We start from the raw sequence: 20,077 nt of genomic DNA, 5'->3' as shown, positions 1-20,077 counted from the left end.
CGTTCAATCAAGCGTTGGCTAGTTGAGACAAGTCCCCTGGGAACGCGAAGCCATAGGGGCAATCAAAAACCACAAATCATAGGTAGGGTTAGTTAAACTCAATACTGCATCCATAGCATCAAAAATTTTCATGTCTAATCCTCTATTCATTGCAATAAATATAAAAATTTTAATAGAAATATTGAGATTTACTAAAAAAGGTTTTAATATAGATGTGTGAATAAAGTATCGGTTAAATTCACGTATCATACATAGAAAAGGTGAAAAACTTTGAATAAATGGACAAAAGCATCAGCAGCACTTTTAGCATTAGGCATCGTTTCTTCAAGCGTATCAACAGCAACATACGCTTCAGGTAGTGGTGCAGTTAAAACAGAGCAGACAGAGCAAAGTAAGACGAAAGAACAAGCCGCACAAACATTAGGTCAACAAAACATCATGAGTGTCGCTTGGTATCAAAATTCAGCTGAAGCGAAAGCGTTGTATGCGCAAGGTTATAACGCAGCGAAAGAAACTTTAAGTAAGAAAATTAAAAATCACCACGGTGGTAAAAAATTAGCAATCGTCCTTGATATTGATGAGACAGTTCTTGATAACTCACCATATCAAGCAACGAATGCATTAAAAGGTCAATCTTTCCCAGAAGGTTGGCATGAATGGGTTCAATCTGCCCAAGCAAAACCTGTTTATGGCGCAAAATCATTTTTAAAATATGCAGATCGTCATGATGTTGAAATCTTTTATGTATCAGACCGTTCACATGAAAAAGATTTAGATGCGACGATTAAAAACTTAAGAAATGAAAAATTACCGCAAGCTGATAAAAAGCATGTGTTGTTGAAAAAAGAAGGGGAAAAAGGGAAAACTGAACGTCGTGATAAAGTAAGAACAGATTACAATTTAGTGATGTTATTTGGTGATAACTTACTTGATTTTGACGAACCTAAGCAAGCGACAGCAAAATCACGTGAAGCACTCGTGAAACAACATGAAGATGACTTTGGTAGCAAATACATTATTTTCCCTAACCCGATGTACGGTAGTTGGGAAGCGACATTATACGATAACAATTATGGTTTAGAAAACAATAAAAAAATTCAAAGTCGTGAACAATCATTACGTTATTTTGATGCGAAAACAAATAAAGTAAAATCATATGAAATGAAGTAAATGCTTTTACAACATAAAAACTGATGAGGCCATATTAAAGTCTCGTCAGTTTTTTTACATATTGGACGGTGTTTTTCGTGATAATTGCAACATATTAAAAAAGGCTGGATACCGAACAGAAAATTCTGTCCAACATCCAACCTTTTCAAAATTCATACTATGTCAAAATCTAATTCGTATCCTGTGATTGCTTTGGTGGTGTCGTCGCAACATCTAACAATGCAAGTGCAATCACCATAATGACAGCGACAAAAAGTGGTGCCACAACATTCAGTGGACCGCCACCGTTTAGGCTATTTAAAACGAAATTAATCATTTCTACAAGTAAAATTGCCCAAATCAATGTGATGAAGTATTTCATTGTATATTGCCTCCATTTAACTGATAATTCTATTATAGTATGCTTGAGATGTTTTGTATACCATCCCCAGCATGTCACTTGTCTTTTTTTATGACAATATGTTAAATTAATACCTGGTATTAAAAATTTTAAAAGAAGGTGTTCAAACCATGAATGTAGGTATTAAAGGATTTGGCGCATATGCCCCAGATCGTGTTGTCGATAATGCATATTTTGAATCATACCTAGATACATCTGACGAATGGATTTCACAAATGACTGGGATTAAAGAGCGTAGATGGGCAGATGAAGATCAAGATACATCTGATTTAGCGTATGAGGCAAGTATTCGTGCGATTGAAGATGCAGGTATCGAAGCACAAGACATAGACATGGTTATTGTTGCAACATCTACTGGAGATCACCGCTTTCCAACAGTGGCAAATATGTTACAACAACGATTAGGGCTCGGTAAAATTGCATCAATGGATCAATTAGCCGCATGCTCTGGGTTTATGTACGGCATTGTTACAGCACGTTCATTTGTTTTATCAGGTGAGTATAAAAATGTGCTCGTCGTCGGTGCAGACAAACTTTCAAAAATTACAGATTTAAATGACCGCTCGACTGCCATTTTATTTGGGGACGGTGCAGGTGCAGTAATTATTGGCGAAGTATCTGAAAATCGTGGTATTCTGAGCTATGAGTTAGGTTCAGATGGTGTTGGTGGTAAGTACCTTTACCAAGATCAAGAAACAAACTTTATTCGTATGAACGGCCGTGAAGTATTCAAATTTGCTGTACGCGTGATGGGTGAATCTTCGCAACGTGCAGTTGAAAAAGCGAACTTAGGCCCAGATGACATTAATATGTTTATTCCGCACCAAGCGAATATTCGTATTATGGAGTCAGCGCGTCAACGATTAAATTTACCAAAAGAAAAAATGAGTGTCTCAGTAGATAAATATGGTAACACATCAGCAGCTTCTATCCCGCTCAGTGTCAAACAAGAATTAGAAAATGGACGCATAAAAGACGATGATGTCGTTGTTTTTGTAGGCTTCGGTGGAGGACTCACTTGGGGCTCAATCGTCATCAGATGGGGTAAATAAATAGAGGAGGAAATGAATATGACAAAAAAACAGCGTGTTGTAGTGACAGGTCTTGGTGGTTTATCACCAATCGGAAATGATGTCCCGACAATGTGGGAAAATGCATTAAATGGTGTGAATGGTATCGATAAAATTACAAGAATTGATACGGAACCTTACCAAGTCCACATTGGTGGAGAACTTAAAGATTTTAATGTTGAAGACTTTATTCCTAAAAAAGAAGCACGTAAAATGGCGCGCTTTACGCAATATGCCGTTGTAGCGTCTCGTGAAGCGTTAACAGATTCAGGACTTACAATTGACGAAACGAATGCGAATCGTGTCGGCGTATGGATTGGTTCAGGAATTGGTGGTATGGAAACATTTGAACAAGCATATGATCAATTGAAAGCAAAAGGACCACGTCGCGTTAGTCCTTTCTTCGTACCGATGTTAATTCCAGATATGGCATCAGGACAAGTGTCAATTGATACAGGCGCTAAAGGGCCAAACGGTGCAACTGTAACAGCCTGTGCGACTGCAACGAACTCTATTGGTGAAGCATTTAAAATTATCGAACGTGGCGATGCAGATGTGATGATTGCAGGTGGTACAGAAGCCCCAATCACACATATGTCTATTGCAGGATTTAGTGCAAGCCGTGCATTAACAACAAACGGTGATATCGAAACAGCATGTCGTCCATTCCAAGAAGGTCGTGACGGCTTTGTGATGGGTGAAGGTGCAGGGATTTTAATTTTAGAATCATTAGAATCTGCACAAGCACGTGGCGCAAAAATTTATGCTGAACTTGTCGGATATGGTGCAACGGGTGATGCGTATCATATTACTGCGCCAGGTCCAGAAGGTGAAGGCGGTTCTCGTGCGATGGAAGCTGCGATTAAAGATGCAGGTATCCAACCGAGCGACATCCAGTACTTAAATGCACATGGGACAAGTACACCAGTAGGCGACTTATCTGAAATTCAAGCGGTTAAAAATACGTTTGGTGAAGCAGCATATAACCTTAAAATTAGTTCTACAAAATCAATGACGGGCCACTTATTAGGTGCAACAGGTGGTGTCGAAGCGATTTTCTCTATTTTATCCATCCGTGATAGTAAAATCGCACCGACCATCCATGCAAATTCACCAGACCCAGAAATTGACTTAGATATTACACCAAATGTTGCAGTCGATCATGATATCGAATATGCAATGAGTAACAGTTTAGGTTTTGGTGGACACAATGCTGTATTAATTTTCAAGAAATATAGTGAATAGAATGATGAAACTAAGCGATGATGCTTTCTATGATGATAGAGGGTGTCATCGCTTTATTCATGTATGTAACTTTTTCTAAAAAACAGCACGACGATGAATGCGATAATAGAACAAACGACATAGACGATACCGTAGTGAAGCGGTACTAACAATCCAAATAAGACATACGATAAAGGTGTCAAACCGGATACGATACTTTGTGTTAATGAAAATACGCGTGATTTGAAATTTTCTTCAATCGTGTGATGCATCATCATTTGAAATGGAATATTATTAAGCGACACTGAACAGCCTAACAAAAAGTTACTAAGCAATATCAAACTATAGACGAGCATAGGATTCGTGAGTAAAAAGTATGTAGATGCAACAATGAGTAAGGATAATGCTTGTAATATCATGGAGATGACATATAAATTTTTAATGTGACTATTGATTTTAAACATTGCGATAATGAGCGACGAAAGTACAATAGCGCCTCCAAGTACACCTTCAGCCATACCCAAAAGTTTTGACGAGTAATGGAGTTGATTCACAATGACAATAGGGAATCCGACAATGAGGGCATTACATAAGAAATTCATACATAAACTCGTGATGATGATCACTTTTAATGGATGATGATGGAATAAGTATGTCATGCCTTCCAACAAACCTTTTGAAAATGATTTTGCTTTATGATGTACAGTTGGATTTTTAAATGTTAAAAAGAGCAATAAAATCAAGCCAATGAGCTCTGTAGCCACATTGATGAACGCGAGTGTATTGATTTTGATAATGGCAACGATGACTCCGCCTAAAATGGGTGTGATGAGTAATGAAGCGGCTTGAATGGTTTGCCTTATCGACACCATTTTTTCTAAGTAAGGTCCCGTGACAAACTTAAAATTGGACGAAATCGTTGTTTTAACCATCGCATCAACGAATACTAAAATAATCATCACCGTAAAGATGCTATAGATGTCGTTGTGATGTAGACATGCAAATATGAATAAAGACATACTGCTTAAAAGTTGACCGAATAGCAGTATTTTTTTATTGGAATGCCGATCGATTAAATTTCCTAACAATGGGCTAGTGAGTATAGTAATGATGGATAGCACAGCAAGATAACTCCCGAAAATTGAACCCGAATCCGTAATCGTTAAAATATAGAAGCCACAAGCAAACGTAAAAATAGCAGAAAAAAATGTTGATATCGTTTCAAAACATAACAGTATGATTGATTTTTGCATTAAATCCCCCCTATTTATTAAATATAATACAATAAAAATAAATAGAAAGTCATTATTTTTAGAAAATTCTGTTAAAAATATTGTACTTTAAAAAAGACGAGAAATCTCAAAGTTGCCTCAGATCTTCTCGTCTTTTTATCGCATTTTTATATAGCGTAGTCGCTTTCATATCTATGAATAGTTATACAACACTGTTTGTAATAGAAGAACATTTCTAATGTGATGGTTATGTCTACTTTGAAAATGAAAATGTATAAAGTAACTATATAATGGAAGAAACTCGGCACAAACATTCCGATTATGAAACAAAGTCATGTTGCCGTCGTACTGCTATATGCCTATCAAAACAGGACGTGTCGCTAGATGACTATTTACTAAATAAACACTTTGAACTTCTATGATATGGGTAACTTCAAAGTGATAAAGCATCACAGCAACATTTCGGAATTATCAGACTTCATATACACGCTAAACAAACATTTGTGCATAAGAGATACACATCATTTTAAATTAAATATGCAATGATAATTGCTAATAAAAAGTAAACGACCTGCATGATTAAAGCAGGTTTAATCCATGGTGATACAAAATGATGTGCTTTTTTAGGCTCCTTAGGGTTAAAAAATTCATCATCTTGTAAACGTGAACGATTCTTTTTACGCATCAATTGGTAACGGAACTTTCTGAAACCATAGCTTGTCACATCGAGTATCCCTTCTTGAACGACTAATAGTGTGAACAATAGAATACCGACTAAAATGGAGACGGTGAAAAAGATGTTTAACAATTGGGTAAAAGTATGCGTTGAAAACAGCCAAATGATGATGCTTGCGATAGGTGTCAATAAGATATAAATTAAAGCATTTTTGTTTAAGTATTTCATCGTTTCAGTCCTTTTTTGTATTTACTCCCATATTGTAACGGAAACGGCTCAATTTGACATCTCATTCTAAGTTAATAAAGTTTTATTTACAGTAAAAAGAGTTGTCACAAATCTTAAAAATCGTGAAGCTTTTAGTTTTGTTTCAAATTGTTATTGATTAAATTTTGTGAAAAGTCTATAATGGCATTAATATTTCTGAAAATTTAGAAGGGAATGTTAATTAGCATGTAGGGGGTATGAATAATGCTTAGATACACACTAAAGCGCTTACTGTACATGGTCATTTCTTTATTCATCATCGTGACAATCACATTTTTCTTGATGAAATTGATGCCAGGTTCACCATTTAACGATGAAAAGTTAAGTGAACAACAAAAGACCATTTTGAATGAGAAATACGGATTGAATGATCCACTACCTGTTCAGTATGGCAACTATATGAAAAACGTTGTAAAAGGAGATTTTGGTAACTCATTCCAATACGACAACCAACCTGTTTGGGATCTCATTAAACCGAGATTAGTACCTTCATTTCAAATGGGCTTATTTGCGATGGTCATTGGTGTCATTTTAGGAGTGATATTAGGGGTTATCGCAGCAACTCGACAAAACTCATGGGTCGATTATCTGGCCACCTTTATATCGGTTATCGCCATTTCAGTACCATCATTCGTATTAGCCGTATTATTACAATACGTATTCGCGGTACGTTTACAATGGTTCCCGGTAGCGGGTTGGGAAGGGATATCGACGGCAATCTTACCATCACTCGCATTATCCGCAGTTGTATTAGCCACAGTGGCACGATACATTCGAGCAGAAATGATTGAAGTATTGAGTTCTGATTACATATTACTTGCTCGAGCAAAAGGTAATTCGACAGCAAGAGTATTATTCGGGCATGCGTTACGAAACGCATTGATTCCAGTTGTAACAATCCTTGTACCGATGTTAGCGAGCATTTTAACTGGGACATTAACGATTGAAAATATTTTCGGTGTACCAGGACTTGGTGACCAGTTTGTGCGTTCAATTACGACAAATGACTTTTCAGTGATTATGGCGATTACATTATTATTCAGTACATTGTTTATCGCTTCCATTTTCATTGTGGACGTCCTTTACGGTTTAATTGATCCACGAATTCGCTTGCAAGGAGGTAAAAAATAATGTCAAAACAAGAACGTCATTTACCACAAGATGATCATTCAGGCGCGACAGTTGCGCAAACCTCTGGAATTATGCACGAAGATTTTATTCGTACAGGTGCACCGGATAGTGGAGAACAAGAATTTCAACGAGAAGGTCGCACATTTTGGCAAGATGCTTGGGCACAATTAAAGCGTAATAAACTTGCTGTAGTTGGTATGATCGGTCTTGTGATTATCATCTTATTTGCATTGATTGGTCCTTTGCTTAACGGTCATGATTATGCAGAACAAGATGTACAACGTCGTAACTTACCTGCGAAAATTGCAGTATTAGATAAAGTGCCATTTTTACCGTTTGATGGACAAGGTGTAGATGGCAATGCCTATGAAAAAGCACACGTGACAGAAAACTTCTGGTTTGGTACAGACCAACTTGGACGTGATTTATGGACACGTACATGGCAAGGGACGCAAGTATCACTCTTCATCGGTCTTGTTGCCGCGCTTTTAGATATCTTTATCGGTGTCATTTACGGTGCGATTTCCGGTTATTTTGGAGGTCGTGTTGACGATGTGATGCAACGTATTATCGAAATTATTTCTTCAATTCCAACGCTAATTGTCGTAATTTTATTCGTCTTAATTTTTGAGCCATCGATTTGGACGATTATTTTAGCGATGACGATTACGGGTTGGATTGGGATGAGCCGTGTCGTACGTGGAGAATTCTTAAAATTAAAAAATCAAGAATTCGTTTTAGCATCACGTACATTAGGGTCATCGAATTTAAAGCTGATTTTCAAACATATTTTACCGAATACATTAGGTGCGATTATTGTTACGTCAATGTTTACAGTACCGAATGCGATTTTCTTTGAAGCCTTTTTAAGCTTTATCGGAATCGGGGTGCCTGCACCAAGAACTTCTTTAGGTTCGCTAGTAAACGATGGTCGTGCGATGTTATTAATTCATCCGCATGAGTTGTTTATTCCAGCAGTGGTATTAAGTTTATTAATTCTATTTTTCTATCTCTTTAGTGATGGGCTACGCGATGCATTTGACCCTAAAATGCGTAAATAAAGGAGGAATGTACAATGTCTGAGCGTGTATTAGAAATCAATGACTTGCATGTCTCCTTCGATATTGAAGCAGGGGAAGTGCAAGCGGTTAGAGGCGTCGATTTGTACTTGGATAAAGGTGAAACGTTGGCCATCGTTGGAGAGTCAGGTTCAGGGAAATCTGTCACAACGAAAGCAATCACAAAATTATTCCAAGGACAAACAGGTCGAATTAAAAATGGGAGTATTATTTTTAACGGTGAAGATTTGACCCAAAAATCGGAAAAAGAACTCATGAAGTTACGTGGAAAAGAAATTTCAATGATTTTCCAAGATCCGATGACGTCACTCAACCCAACGATGAAAATTGGTAAACAAGTGATGGAACCGATTATTCGTCATATCGGTTTAAGTAAAACTGAAGCGAAAAAACGTGCGGTTGAGTTGTTAAAACTTGTTGGCTTAAAACGTGTTGAAGAACGTTTTAATGCATATCCACATCAATTTTCAGGAGGTCAACGTCAACGTATTGTTATTGCGATGGCACTTGCATGTGAGCCGAAAATTTTGATTGCGGATGAACCGACAACAGCGCTTGATGTAACAATGCAAGCACAAATTTTAGACTTGATGAAAGAACTTCAACAAAAAATTGATACGTCTATTATTTTCATTACCCACGATTTAGGTGTCGTGGCGAATGTGGCAGATCGTGTTGCAGTGATGTACGGTGGCCAAATGATTGAAACAGGTGATGTCAACGAAATTTTCTATGATCCAAAACATCCTTACACATGGGGATTATTGTCATCGATGCCTGATTTAGAAATGGCAGATGATACAGCGTTGATGGCGATTCCAGGTTCACCTCCAGATTTGACGCGTCCACCAAAAGGAGATGCCTTTGCGGCGCGTAGTGAGTATGCTTTAGCGATTGATTTCAAAGAGGCACCCCCATGGTTTAAAGTGTCGCCAACGCATTTTGTTCGTTCATGGTTGTTAGATGAACGTGCACCTGAAGTTGAACCGCCAGAAATGGTAAAGCGTAAGCAGCGTCCAATGCCGAACAACTTTGCCAAACCAGAACGCGTAGAAAGGGTGTCGTTTAATGAATGAAAAAGAAGTATTAGTTGAAGTGAAAAATTTGAAGCAATATTTCAATCAAGGCAAGCGCAATGAAGTTCGTGCCATTGAAGATATTTCTTTTAAAATTTTTAAAGGGGAAACTTTCGGTCTTGTTGGGGAATCAGGTTCTGGTAAATCTACAACTGGAAAAGCGATTATTAAGTTGAACGATGTTACGGATGGACAGGTGCTTTACGAAGGGGTTAACATTCAAGAAATTAAAAAGCGTAAAGATTTATTAAAGTTTAATAAAAAGATTCAAATGATTTTCCAAGATCCATATGCATCATTAAATCCGCGTTTAAAAGTAATGGATATTGTTGCGGAAGGCATTGATATTCATGGTTTAGCCAAAGACCGTAAAGATCGTAAAAAACGTGTCTATGATTTGTTGGAAACTGTAGGATTAAGAAAAAGTCACGCCAATCGTTATCCGCACGAATTTTCAGGCGGTCAACGTCAACGTATTGGGATTGCCCGTGCATTAGCGGTAGAACCTGAATTTATTATTGCAGACGAACCGATTTCAGCATTAGACGTATCGATTCAAGCACAAGTCGTCAACTTAATGCAAAAATTACAACGTGAACGCAATATCACATTTTTGTTTATTGCACATGATTTATCAATGGTGAAGTACATATCGGACAGAATTGCCGTGATGCATCTTGGACGAATTGTAGAACTCGGACCTGCTGATGAAATCTATCACAATCCGATTCACCCTTATACGAAGTCTTTATTATCTGCCGTACCTCAACCTGATCCTGACAGTGAGCGTACAAGAACACGTGTTGCTTATGAAGAGGATCATACGAAAAATGATCAGCGTCAATTAGTGGAATGTACGAAAGATCATTATGTGTTTGCGACAGAAGAAGAACTGAAACAATTTCAAACGGAACACCAATCAGTCGGTGTATAAAGACAGAAAGGGGGAATCACAATTGAAAAAGCAGCATAGATTTAAATTATTGATCACATCTATTTTATCAGTACTCGTATTAGCAGCTTGTGGTAACAATGGTGGTATTTATAGTGATGAAGGACAGGTATTCCGTAAAGTTATCCCTCAAGATATGTCGTCACTTGATACAGCTAAAGTAACGGACACAGTAAGCTTCGACAAATATAATCAAGTGTATGAAGGTTTATATACATTAGATGGTAACGATAATGCGCAGCCAGGTGTTGCGAAAGGTCAACCGAAAATTTCAGATGACGGCAAAACTTGGACAATTGAATTGCGTAAAAATGCGAAATGGTCGAACGGAGATCCGGTGACAGCACATGATTTCGTCTTCGCGTGGCGCCGTGTGTTGGACCCAGATACAGCTTCAGAATATGCGTACATTATGTATGATTTGAAAAATGCTGAACAAATTAATATGGGTAAAAAGAAAACTTCAGAACTTGGTGTAAAGGCCCTAGACGATTATACTTTACAATTTGAATTGGAAAAACCGATTCCTTATTATAAAGAAATGTTGGCGTTTGGGACGTTCTTACCACAAAATGAAAAAGTCGTGAAAAAATTCGGCGATCGCTATGGTACAACTGCTGAGAAAGCTGTGTATAATGGTCCGTTTAAAGTGAAACAATGGGCAGTTGAAGATAAAATTTTATTAGTGAAAAATGACAAGTATTGGGATAAAGATGTCGTCAAACTTGATAAAATTAACTATAAAGTTTTAAAAGACGGTCAAGCAGGTGCGTCACTCTACGATACAGAGTCAGTCGATGATACGACGATTTCATCAGAGCAGGTGGATAAATATAAAGATTCACCGGCATTAAAAAAACGTTTACTTGCATCGACGTTTTATTTGAAATTAAACCAAGGTAAAGTGCCTGCATTGAAAAATAAAGATATGCGTCTTGCATTGGCACAAGCGATTAATAAAGATGAGTATGTCGACTCCGTACTTAATAATGGTTCGCAGCCAACTGATGGATTTACGGCAAAGGCAACAGCAAAAGATCCAAATGGCAAAGATTACTCTGATCAAATCAATTCGCCGCTTAAATACAATCCAGATGAAGCAAAAGCGCACTTTGAGAAAGCGAAAAAAGCATTAGGTCAAAAAGAATTTACATTTACAGTTAATACTGAAGATACACCAGGCTCTAAAATTTCCGCTGAATTTATTAAAGCGCAAATTGAGAAAAACTTACCGGGTGTCACAATTAAAATTCAACAATTACCGTTTAAACAACGTATTGCCCGTGAACAAAGCGAAAACTATGATATCTCTATCTCAGGTTGGGGTCCTGATTATCCAGATGCGATGACTTTCCTCAACATTATGACAACAGGTAACGCATCGAATAATACAGGTTGGAGTAATAAAGAGTATGATCAAAAAATTAAAGATGCGAATGGACCGTTGTTAAATGACGTTAAAAAGCGTAACCAAACTTTAGTGGACGCCGAGATGATCTTGTTAAATGAAGCGCCGATTGCACCAATTTATCAAAAAGGTGAAGCACATTTAACAAACCCACAAGTGAAAAATCTGCAATATCATAATATTGGTGGGGATACTTCATTGAAATACGTTTATATTGATAAGAGTATTGATAGAGAAACAGGTAAGAAGAAAGAAAAGTAGTTGAAAGAATGAATTAAAAAGTGTGTTATTGTTTAGGTTTATCCTATGCAGTAACACGCTTTTTTTGTGGGAATAATCTGCAAATACTTAAAAAAGAGAAGCATAAGCAAAAATTGTAAGGACAAATGAGTATGAATCATAAGCTAAACCAACAAACCTGAGATGAATTCAAAAAGTTATCTGCACACCAAATGAATGGATAAAGATAAAAAGAAAGAGAAGGCATTAGGATAATAAGGGGATTAACAAATGAATAGGAGTATGAAACAAAAAGAGATGCTGAAATTAAAGCAGTTGCATGTCAGATAGCGACCAGGTCGAGACGTCGTACAAAACACACATCACAGTCCTTAAAAACAAGACGTAATCGTAAAAACTAAACTGTATAAATCATAAATTGATGAAACAAACTTGAGATGAATTCAAAAAAGTTATCAGCACACCAAATGAATTGATAAAGATAAAAAAAGTGAAGACATTAGGATAATAAGCGGAGTAACAAAAGAATAGGGGTATGAAACAAAAAGAGATGCTGAAATTAGAGCAGTTGCAAGTTAGATAACGACCAGGTCGAGACGTCGTACAAAACATCCATAACAGTCCTTAAAAACAAGACGTAATCGTAAAAACTAAACTGTATAAATCAGAAATTGGTGAAACAAACTTGAAATCAATTCAAACCAAAAGTTATCAGCACACCAAATGAATGGATAAAGATAAAAAGAAAGAGAAGGCATTAGGATAATAAGGGGATTAACAAATGAATAGGAGTATGAAACAAAAAGAGATGCTGAAATTAAAGCAGTTGCAAGTCAGATAGCGACCAGGTCGAGACTCCCGAGGGATCAGACGTAGCCGAAAATCCAATTTGGCTTCCACCAAGTGTACACTTAAATCAAGCCAAATTGAGTTGAGGCAAGTCCCCTGGGAAAGCGAGACCTAGGAAGCAATCTGAAGACTTGCAACTTTACTTTTTAAGAAAGGGGGTAATACTAATATCAAAACTAATATGGATTCAAGAGATGCACTTTATCGCTTACGTCCTAACCCCATCGCTTTCTCCATCTTCTTCAATGTTTTAAACGATGCGCGATGTGCTTTGTCACGACCTTCATCTAAAATCGAATCCAATTCATCTGATTCATAAAAGCTATTGAACTTCTCTTGGAAATCCGTCAAAAAGTTTTCTACCACTTCTGCTAAATCGCCTTTGAACTTGCCGTAGCCCTCATTTGCATAACGGTCTTCCAATGACGCAATAGATTCGCCTGTTAAGCTAGAATAAATCGTCAATAAATTCGTAATACCTGGCTTGTTCTCTTTATCGAATTTGATAATACCATCTGAATCTGTCACTGCACTTTTAATCTTCTTAGCAGCAACTTTTGGTTCATCTAATAAAGAAATGAAGTTTTTAGGATTGTCATCACTTTTGCTCATTTTCTTAGTAGGGTCTTGTAAACTCATCACACGACCGCCGACCTCTGGCATTTTAATCTCTGGCTTTGTCAAAATATCGTTATAGCGACTATTGAAACGATCCACTAAATTACGTGTCAATTCGATATGTTGTTTTTGATCATCACCGACAGGCACGATGTCAGTGTTATACAATACGATATCTGCTGCCATTAATGGGGGATAAGTCAGTAATCCAGCTGGAATGCCTTCACTTTGTTTTTGAGATTTATCTTTAAATTGTGTCATACGTTCAAGCTCACCGATAGAAGAAATGGTTGTTAACATCCATCCTGCTTGAGCATGTGCTGGCACTTCTGATTGGATAAATAATGTGACCTTTTCTGGGTTAAGGCCTGTCGCAAGATAAATCGCTGCGAGTTGGCGAATTTGCTTTCTTAATTTCAAACGATCTTGTGGTACCGTAATCGCATGTTGGTCCACGATACAGAAATAACAGTCGTACGCATCTTGAATGTCGACGAACTGCTTTAATGCACCGATGTAATTACCAATTGTGGGGATACCACTCGGTTGAATTCCTGAGAATAACGTTTTCATAATGAATAGCCTACTTTCTTTCATGTTTAATCGATACTCTTATTGTAACAGTATTTTCATCGTTTGTAAGTTATGATATGATGAACGTAATGATCGGATTGACGAATCTACTACTAAAGTCTGATTATTGAAATCATTGGATTATTTTGCATTTTTCTCATTTAATTTTAATGTTTAAGGTGTATAATAGAATCATAGCGTTAGAAGCGAAAACGTAAAGATTTGAATTGTTTTAACACATATTGAGCAGTCAATCTTGAAACGTTAAATTACAATGAATTCATTTTCATTAAATTAGGAGAGTGAGATGTATGGTAACATTATTTACTTCACCAAGTTGCACATCTTGCCGTAAAGCGAAAGCATGGTTACAAGAACATGACATTCCGTATACGGAGCGAAATATTTTTTCTGAACATTTAACTTTAGATGAAATTAAACAAATTTTAAAAATGACTGAAGATGGAACGGACGAAATTATCTCAACACGTTCTAAAACATACCAAAAATTAAACGTGGATATCGACGCACTACCTCTTCAAGATTTATATGCGATTATTCAAGATAATCCTGGTATTTTACGTCGACCAATTATTTTAGATGATAAACGATTACAAGTGGGCTACAACGAAGATGAAATTCGTCGTTTCTTACCACGTAAAGTACGTACGTTCCAATTACAAGAAGCGCAACGTATGGTAGATTAAGCATATTGACTTTCCATCATAATGGTGAGCCATATACCAAAGGACTAGAACTATTGACGTTTTAGTCCTTTTTCTATTTTCACATTGTGATACGGACCTTTAACCCATCCCTTTCGACATGTAACATACGTGATATCACTTGCAAAATAGACACTTCAATTGTACAGTCGAGGAATGAAAAATTATAAAAGATGTGATATTTCATTTGTATTCACATGAAAGTCACAAAAAATGGTGTAACAAACGGATTGTGTTATACTTAAAGTATGATATTCTTGAAAGATTGTATGATACAGACAAATAGATTGAGTTTTTAGAAGTTGTTTAATACAATAGGATTACTATTCATCGACTGTAAGGAGTGAGATGATATGAGAATAGAACGAATTGATGACATGACAGTAAAGCTTTTTATTACGTATACAGATATAGAAGCACGTGGATTCAAACGCGAAGATCTTTGGACAAACCGTAAGCGCGGCGAAGAATTTTTCTGGTCAGTGATGGAAGAGGTCAACGAAGAAGAAGATTTTGTGGTTGAAGGGCCACTATGGATTCAAGTACATGCCTTCGAAAAAGGTGTCGAAGTAACCATTTCAAAATCCAAAAATGATGATTTAATGCAAATGTCTGAAGATGACAGTGCTTTTGATGAATTTGATAGTCAACTCAATGAATTGTTGTCACAGTCGTTGAAAGATGAAGATACAGAAAATGATAAAGATACAGAACAATCATATCGTAAACGTTCAAATAAAAATCGTGCAGCAACAACACGTACGGCCATCTTTAAGTTTGAAGATTTAGAAGATGTGATTGCTTATGCACACCGAAATGATCAACGTCTGACACAATTTGAAGATTTACTTTATATGTTAGATGACACATATTATTATGTTGTTCATTTTGACGACACAGTTGCAGAAGAACAGATTCATGACTATTATGGCCAAATTTTAGAGTTTACTGCACCAAGTGACAAAACAGAACTTTACTTGAATGATTACGGTAAAATTGTGATGAGTCATAATGTGGTTGAACAAGTGAAACGTTATTTTCCAGAAGCGCAATAACCCAATATTAATCAAATGAAAAGAGATCAAGTGAGTGCATCGCTTGATCTTTTTTTGTAAGAAGCTTTCTATACCTATTTTGAATCGGGAGCTTATAGATGATTGGCTTTGACACCATGCGTGTGTTTAGTTTCTTTATTATAAAATACGCTTAATGAGTCAGGTGTATTTGATAGTGCATTTCGTTTAAACGGATATTTTCTAGAAAAATTGTTTTTTTAGATAGACATCAACTCAATGAAATTAAAATTAATGTTTACTCATATAAAGTTTTAGTATACATTTATCTATAAGGATATAGAGAAAGCAAGATGAAAAAGGGAATAAAAGCGATTTTATGGAGGAGTTTTTTAATGAATAAAAAAATTGCAGTTCTTGGCCTAGGGATACTCGCAACATTTTTTGTAAGTAACGAATCTTATGCCGCAGAAACGATTCAAAACAATACGTCATCAAGTGAAACGAATCAAAATTCAGATCAGGCGCTGTTAGATCATTATATTCGCAAAGCAGATGGCACGCTCGTTGAACCGAATGTATATCCACACAAAGATTATGTAGAAAATGAAGGGCCATTACCGGAATTTAAAGTGATGGATGAATCTAAAAACGTTTCATCAGATTCGGATCAAGCCCCATTAGATCATTATATTCGTAAAGCAGATGGCACGCTCGTTGAACCAAATGTGTATCCACATAAAGATTATGTAGAAAATGAAGGTCCTCTACCAGATTTTAAATTTATGAATGCTGAGAAACAAAAACATAATGACAAACAGAGTGCAAGTAATAGTGACAAAAATAATCGTGATCAGCAGAGTCATCAAAAAGCAGCCATGCCAAATGGACAACATGATAAAGCAGTAATGGCACCTGTACAACACGATAAAGCAAGCGCTTCAAATTCTGCTGTAAAAGCATTACCAAACACAGGTGAATCGGATAATACAACGCATTTACCAATCGTATTATCATTGTTGACTGTGGGCATTGTAGTTTTATTAAAAGCGAGAAAAAATTTAAAAATATAGACAATATACGAAAGAAAGGGATGACTCTATTGAAATAGGGTTTTCTCTTTTTTAATATTCATATACGGCCTTGTCGAGTCAAGCGTCATTGTTATGAATATTGCTGTGTAGGTTGGAAATAACGAGTCAATTTAAAGATAAAAATATGAGGTCAAGTGACTGTTATGCTTGGTCTTTTTTATTTGCCAAAAAAATTTACCTTATCTAAAAGTAATTCTACAAAGTTAAGCGTGTAATAGGATGAGGTGAAAAGAAATGTTAACAGCTTATAATGCGCAATCACAACAAGTTTTAGCAACTCATGCATGTAAGGAAGAAGTGTATCATTGTCCCATCTGTAAAGAAGTATTGATTTTAAGACAAGGGGTGCGGAAGGGTGCTCATTTTGCGCATTATCGGCATTCAATGGGGCGTGTACATTTGAAAGGGGAGTCAGTTCAACATGCGCGATGTAAATCTGTTTTGTATGAACAACTTTATGAAGTGGATTCGGAAACACAATTGGAACCTTATTTAAAAAGTATTATGCAAATTCCAGACATTATCTTTAAAACGTGGGCTATTGAGATTCAACTGAGTACCATTGCGATTAAGACGATGAAAGAACGGACGCAAGGGTTACAAAGAGAGGGATATCACGTATTATGGTTAGCGGAAAAGCCTCAAATGAAAAAAGGGCTTTATGTGTTATCACAACTGCAACAGCAATGTATCACCCCTTCTAGAAAAACGTTATATTGCATAGATACAACGTCGTGTGAACTTTTCATATTATCCCATATTATCCCTATTACAGCGAAAACTTTTCACGGTCAATTGATGCCACTTTCAATACAGGAATTCAGCCAAGCCTTACAACAGGAACTGCAGTGTGATGGGATTGTCAGAAAGCTGTCGACATCTCAAATTTTTAAGTATATTCAGCAATGTCGTCGGAAAAATAGTGTGTTAGATCCTACATTGTCGTTGATGTACCAAATGCGCATGTCGGATGAACAAGTTGCGAAAATAACAGGATTTTTATTTCCAGAACAAATTTATATTCAGACGCATCCGGTGCTATGGCAGTTGTACATATTAAAATGTCTTCAAGCAGGTATTCCAAGTCATTCTTTATTATTAAAAGAACTTAAGTTTCGACATTTTGCGGTAGAGACATATCATCGTCATCAGATCATCAACCAAATTGTACGGCGCTATTTAAAACTTCTCAATTTGTAAGTATATAGAGTGCATTATTATGAGAAAAATGAGAAAATAGGAGTATTACATACATCACGAGGAGGAATTTATAATGAGCCAACAATTGACAAGAGAACAACAAGAACAGAAATACCCTGAATATTCATGGGACCTCACTACGATTTTCGAAAGTGATGAGGCATGGGAAGCAGCGTTTAAAACAGTTGAAAGCTATCTTGGAAAAGAAGAAAAATTCAAAGGTCATTTAGGTGATGATGCTGAAACGTTATATCAAGCCCTTTCATTAGAAGATGAAATTGAAACAGAACTTGAATCTGTATATGTTTATGCACACTTAAAACAAGACCAAGATACAGCCAATGACAAATACACTGGTTTTGAAGCACGAGCACATCAATTAGCGATTAAATTAAGTTCGGCTTGGAGTTTCTTAGTGCCTGAATTACTACAAATTGACGAAAAAACAATTGAGTCTTACGTTGCTGAACACGAAGGATTAAAACGTTTTGAATTTGATTTGAACTTAATTAACCAAAAACGTCCACACGTATTAGATGCAGAAAAAGAAAAATTGTTAACTGAAGCTCAAGATGCATTGTCTACACCAAGCAATGTATTCAGTATGTTTGATAATGCAGATTTAACATTTGATGACGTGACAGACAAAGACGGTGAAAAACATACATTAACACAAGGTTCATATATCAAATATTTAGAGTCCGATGATCGTATTTTACGTCAATCCGCTTATGAAAATATGTATAAAGCGTATGGTAGCTATAACAATACGCTTGCGGCAACATTAGCAGGTGAAGTGAAAAAGCATGTGTTTAATGCACGTTCTCACAATTACAAGAGTGCAAGAGCGCAAGCATTAGGTAATAACCATATTCCTGAAGAAGTTTACGATAATCTTGTGAAAACCGTTCATGAATACTTACCACTGTTACATCGTTACACAAAATTAAGAAAAGAATTGCTCGGTGTCGATGATCTGAAAATGTACGATATGTATACGCCAATGGTTAAAGATATTAAATTTGAAATGCCTTATGACGAAGCGGTTGAATGGATGTTGAAAGGTCTTGAACCAATGGGTGAAGAATATTTAAACGTCATTAAAGAAGGTTTGAATAACAGATGGGTTGACGTTTATGAAAATAAAGGTAAACGTTCTGGTGCCTATTCTTCAGGTTCACACAAAACAAATCCATTCATTTTATTGAACTGGTCTGACACAGTATCTGACTTGTATACGTTAGTCCATGAGTTCGGTCACTCTGCGCACAGCTATTTCAGTCGTAAAAATCAACCATCGAATATGAGTGGTTATTCTATTTTCGTAGCTGAAGTTGCATCAACTTGTAATGAAGCATTGTTAAGTCATTATATGGAACAACATTTAGATGACAAGCGTCGTTTATTATTGCTCAACCAGGAGTTAGAACGTTTCCGTGCAACATTATTCCGTCAGACAATGTTTGCAGAATTTGAACATAAAATCCATCAAATCGAAGAATCAGGGGAGCCATTAACTGCGACGCGTATGAACGAAGAATATGCAGCATTGAATCGTCAATATTTCGGTGACACTGTTGAAACAGATGATTATATTAGTAAAGAATGGTCACGCATTCCGCATTTCTATATGAATTATTACGTATATCAATATGCGACAGGTTATAGTGCAGCACAAAGTTTAAGTCATCAAATTCTAACAGAAGGGGCACCTGCTGTTGAACGTTACATTAATGAATTCTTGAAAAAAGGAAGCTCAAATTATCCGATCGAAATTTTGAAAAATGCAGGTGTCGATATGACAACACCAGGTCCAATTGAGGATGCATGTAAAGTGTTTGAAGAAAAACTAGACGCTTTTGAAAAATTAATGAAAGCTTGATGGGGTTGAATCCGTTTACAATATGTCAGATTTGTGAAAGTTTTAATTTCTGAGTTTAAATGGGTTGAAACAACATCACACACGTGATATATTATGAGCATGAAATTAATCACATTACAAACATACCCCTTTGTTTGAAGTGAAAAATTTCTCCCATCCCCTTTGTTTAGCGCCGTGTCAAAACACGGCGTTTTTTAA

17 protein-coding genes are annotated in these 20,077 nt (G+C 36.4%); 13 read left to right on the top strand and 4 right to left on the bottom strand.

The annotated features are described in order from the left end of the window. Positions 1–270: 270 nt before the first annotated feature. Positions 271–1,170 carry a 5'-nucleotidase, lipoprotein e(P4) family gene (locus tag CCE82_RS08445; RefSeq protein ID WP_086428964.1) on the top strand — a complete coding sequence of 300 codons (900 nt, stop codon included), beginning with the start codon at positions 271–273 and terminating at the stop codon, positions 1,168–1,170. A gap of 169 nt (positions 1,171–1,339) precedes the next feature. On the opposite strand, the gene CCE82_RS08440 is transcribed toward CCE82_RS08445, so the two are convergent. Next, positions 1,340–1,531, bottom strand: a complete 192-nt coding sequence (locus tag CCE82_RS08440; protein WP_086428963.1) for a DUF2929 family protein — start codon at positions 1,529–1,531, stop codon at positions 1,340–1,342. Between the two features lie 149 nt (positions 1,532–1,680). Here CCE82_RS08440 and CCE82_RS08435 point away from each other — a divergent pair, with 149 nt between their 5' ends. Further along, positions 1,681–2,622 (top strand): beta-ketoacyl-ACP synthase III, encoded by a 942-nt coding sequence (locus CCE82_RS08435; protein WP_086428962.1) that lies wholly within the window; start codon positions 1,681–1,683, stop codon positions 2,620–2,622. Between the two features lie 18 nt (positions 2,623–2,640). After that, the gene (fabF, locus tag CCE82_RS08430) at positions 2,641–3,885 is read left to right on the top strand and encodes a beta-ketoacyl-ACP synthase II (protein ID WP_019165996.1); all 1,245 of its coding nucleotides are present in this window, start codon (positions 2,641–2,643) and stop codon (positions 3,883–3,885) included. A gap of 53 nt (positions 3,886–3,938) precedes the next feature. Here fabF and CCE82_RS08425 read toward each other — a convergent pair whose 3' ends face one another. Both CCE82_RS08425 and CCE82_RS08420 read right to left on the bottom strand, forming a co-directional pair. After that, positions 3,939–5,117: an MFS transporter gene (locus CCE82_RS08425; RefSeq protein ID WP_086428961.1), complete on the bottom strand. Its 1,179-nt coding sequence runs from the start codon at positions 5,115–5,117 to the stop codon at positions 3,939–3,941. A gap of 505 nt (positions 5,118–5,622) precedes the next feature. Further along, positions 5,623–6,000 (bottom strand): DUF3899 domain-containing protein, encoded by a 378-nt coding sequence (locus tag CCE82_RS08420; RefSeq protein ID WP_086428960.1) that lies wholly within the window; start codon positions 5,998–6,000, stop codon positions 5,623–5,625. Between the two features lie 243 nt (positions 6,001–6,243). On the opposite strand from CCE82_RS08420, the gene opp3b reads away from it, so the two are divergent. The 5 genes from opp3b to CCE82_RS08395 are packed head-to-tail and all read left to right on the top strand — an operon-like array spanning position 6,244 to position 11,946. Continuing rightward, positions 6,244–7,170 carry an oligopeptide ABC transporter permease gene (opp3b, locus tag CCE82_RS08415; protein ID WP_086428959.1) on the top strand — a complete coding sequence of 309 codons (927 nt, stop codon included), beginning with the start codon at positions 6,244–6,246 and terminating at the stop codon, positions 7,168–7,170. Further along, a complete protein-coding gene (gene opp3C / locus CCE82_RS08410) occupies positions 7,170–8,231 on the top strand; it encodes an oligopeptide ABC transporter permease (RefSeq protein WP_086428958.1) in 1,062 nt (353 codons plus the stop codon). Before opp3b ends, opp3C begins: the two co-directional genes overlap by 1 nt. A 14-nt stretch (positions 8,232–8,245) precedes the next feature. Beyond that, the gene (locus CCE82_RS08405; RefSeq protein ID WP_086428957.1) at positions 8,246–9,325 is read left to right on the top strand and encodes an ABC transporter ATP-binding protein; all 1,080 of its coding nucleotides are present in this window, start codon (positions 8,246–8,248) and stop codon (positions 9,323–9,325) included. Then, positions 9,318–10,259: an ABC transporter ATP-binding protein gene (locus tag CCE82_RS08400; protein ID WP_086428956.1), complete on the top strand. Its 942-nt coding sequence runs from the start codon at positions 9,318–9,320 to the stop codon at positions 10,257–10,259. The genes CCE82_RS08405 and CCE82_RS08400 overlap by 8 nt, the downstream gene beginning before the upstream one ends. A gap of 22 nt (positions 10,260–10,281) precedes the next feature. Next, entirely contained in the window at positions 10,282–11,946 is a 1,665-nt protein-coding gene (locus CCE82_RS08395; RefSeq protein ID WP_086428955.1) for a peptide ABC transporter substrate-binding protein, read from the top strand. Positions 11,947–12,975: 1,029 nt separating this feature from the next. On the opposite strand, the gene trpS is transcribed toward CCE82_RS08395, so the two are convergent. Continuing rightward, positions 12,976–13,965, bottom strand: a complete 990-nt coding sequence (gene trpS, locus CCE82_RS08390) for a tryptophan--tRNA ligase (RefSeq protein WP_086428954.1) — start codon at positions 13,963–13,965, stop codon at positions 12,976–12,978. 311 nt (positions 13,966–14,276) lie between these two features. On the opposite strand from trpS, the gene spxA reads away from it, so the two are divergent. The 5 genes from spxA (at position 14,277) to pepF (ending at position 19,879) form a co-directional block, all read left to right on the top strand. Further along, positions 14,277–14,672: a transcriptional regulator SpxA gene (spxA, locus tag CCE82_RS08385; protein ID WP_014614374.1), complete on the top strand. Its 396-nt coding sequence runs from the start codon at positions 14,277–14,279 to the stop codon at positions 14,670–14,672. 371 nt (positions 14,673–15,043) lie between these two features. Then, positions 15,044–15,745 carry an adaptor protein MecA gene (mecA, locus tag CCE82_RS08380; RefSeq protein WP_086428953.1) on the top strand — a complete coding sequence of 234 codons (702 nt, stop codon included), beginning with the start codon at positions 15,044–15,046 and terminating at the stop codon, positions 15,743–15,745. A gap of 353 nt (positions 15,746–16,098) precedes the next feature. Next, positions 16,099–16,776 carry an LPXTG-anchored surface protein SpsR gene (spsR, locus tag CCE82_RS08375; protein WP_086428952.1) on the top strand — a complete coding sequence of 226 codons (678 nt, stop codon included), beginning with the start codon at positions 16,099–16,101 and terminating at the stop codon, positions 16,774–16,776. Positions 16,777–17,031: 255 nt separating this feature from the next. After that, positions 17,032–17,997, top strand: coding sequence for a competence protein CoiA (locus tag CCE82_RS08370; protein WP_086428951.1), 966 nt, complete (start codon positions 17,032–17,034; stop codon positions 17,995–17,997). A 73-nt stretch (positions 17,998–18,070) separates the two neighbouring features. After that, entirely contained in the window at positions 18,071–19,879 is a 1,809-nt protein-coding gene (gene pepF / locus CCE82_RS08365; RefSeq protein ID WP_086428950.1) for an oligoendopeptidase F, read from the top strand. Positions 19,880–20,077 lie beyond the last annotated feature (198 nt).

The sequence above is a fragment of the Staphylococcus cornubiensis genome (assembly GCF_900183575.1).
Classification (GTDB): Bacteria; Bacillota; Bacilli; order Staphylococcales; family Staphylococcaceae; genus Staphylococcus; species Staphylococcus cornubiensis.
Note: the sequence above shows the minus strand (reverse complement) of the source record. Positions and strands in the feature narration are given on the sequence as shown.

Bases quoted from the DNA above. Each gene is read 5' to 3' on its own strand.
- CCE82_RS08440 (WP_086428963.1), bottom strand. From the start codon at position 1,531: ATGAAATACTTCATCACATTGATTTGGGCAATTTTACTTGTAGAAATG.
- CCE82_RS08435 (WP_086428962.1), top strand. From the start codon at position 1,681: ATGAATGTAGGTATTAAAGGATTTGGCGCATATGCCCCAGATCGTGTT.
- fabF (WP_019165996.1), top strand. From the start codon at position 2,641: ATGACAAAAAAACAGCGTGTTGTAGTGACAGGTCTTGGTGGTTTATCA.
- CCE82_RS08425 (WP_086428961.1), bottom strand. From the start codon at position 5,117: ATGCAAAAATCAATCATACTGTTATGTTTTGAAACGATATCAACATTT.
- CCE82_RS08420 (WP_086428960.1), bottom strand. From the start codon at position 6,000: ATGAAATACTTAAACAAAAATGCTTTAATTTATATCTTATTGACACCT.
- opp3b (WP_086428959.1), top strand. From the start codon at position 6,244: ATGCTTAGATACACACTAAAGCGCTTACTGTACATGGTCATTTCTTTA.
- opp3C (WP_086428958.1), top strand. From the start codon at position 7,170: ATGTCAAAACAAGAACGTCATTTACCACAAGATGATCATTCAGGCGCG.
- CCE82_RS08405 (WP_086428957.1), top strand. From the start codon at position 8,246: ATGTCTGAGCGTGTATTAGAAATCAATGACTTGCATGTCTCCTTCGAT.
- CCE82_RS08400 (WP_086428956.1), top strand. From the start codon at position 9,318: ATGAATGAAAAAGAAGTATTAGTTGAAGTGAAAAATTTGAAGCAATAT.
- trpS (WP_086428954.1), bottom strand. From the start codon at position 13,965: ATGAAAACGTTATTCTCAGGAATTCAACCGAGTGGTATCCCCACAATT.
- spxA (WP_014614374.1), top strand. From the start codon at position 14,277: ATGGTAACATTATTTACTTCACCAAGTTGCACATCTTGCCGTAAAGCG.
- mecA (WP_086428953.1), top strand. From the start codon at position 15,044: ATGAGAATAGAACGAATTGATGACATGACAGTAAAGCTTTTTATTACG.
- spsR (WP_086428952.1), top strand. From the start codon at position 16,099: ATGAATAAAAAAATTGCAGTTCTTGGCCTAGGGATACTCGCAACATTT.
- CCE82_RS08370 (WP_086428951.1), top strand. From the start codon at position 17,032: ATGTTAACAGCTTATAATGCGCAATCACAACAAGTTTTAGCAACTCAT.
- pepF (WP_086428950.1), top strand. From the start codon at position 18,071: ATGAGCCAACAATTGACAAGAGAACAACAAGAACAGAAATACCCTGAA.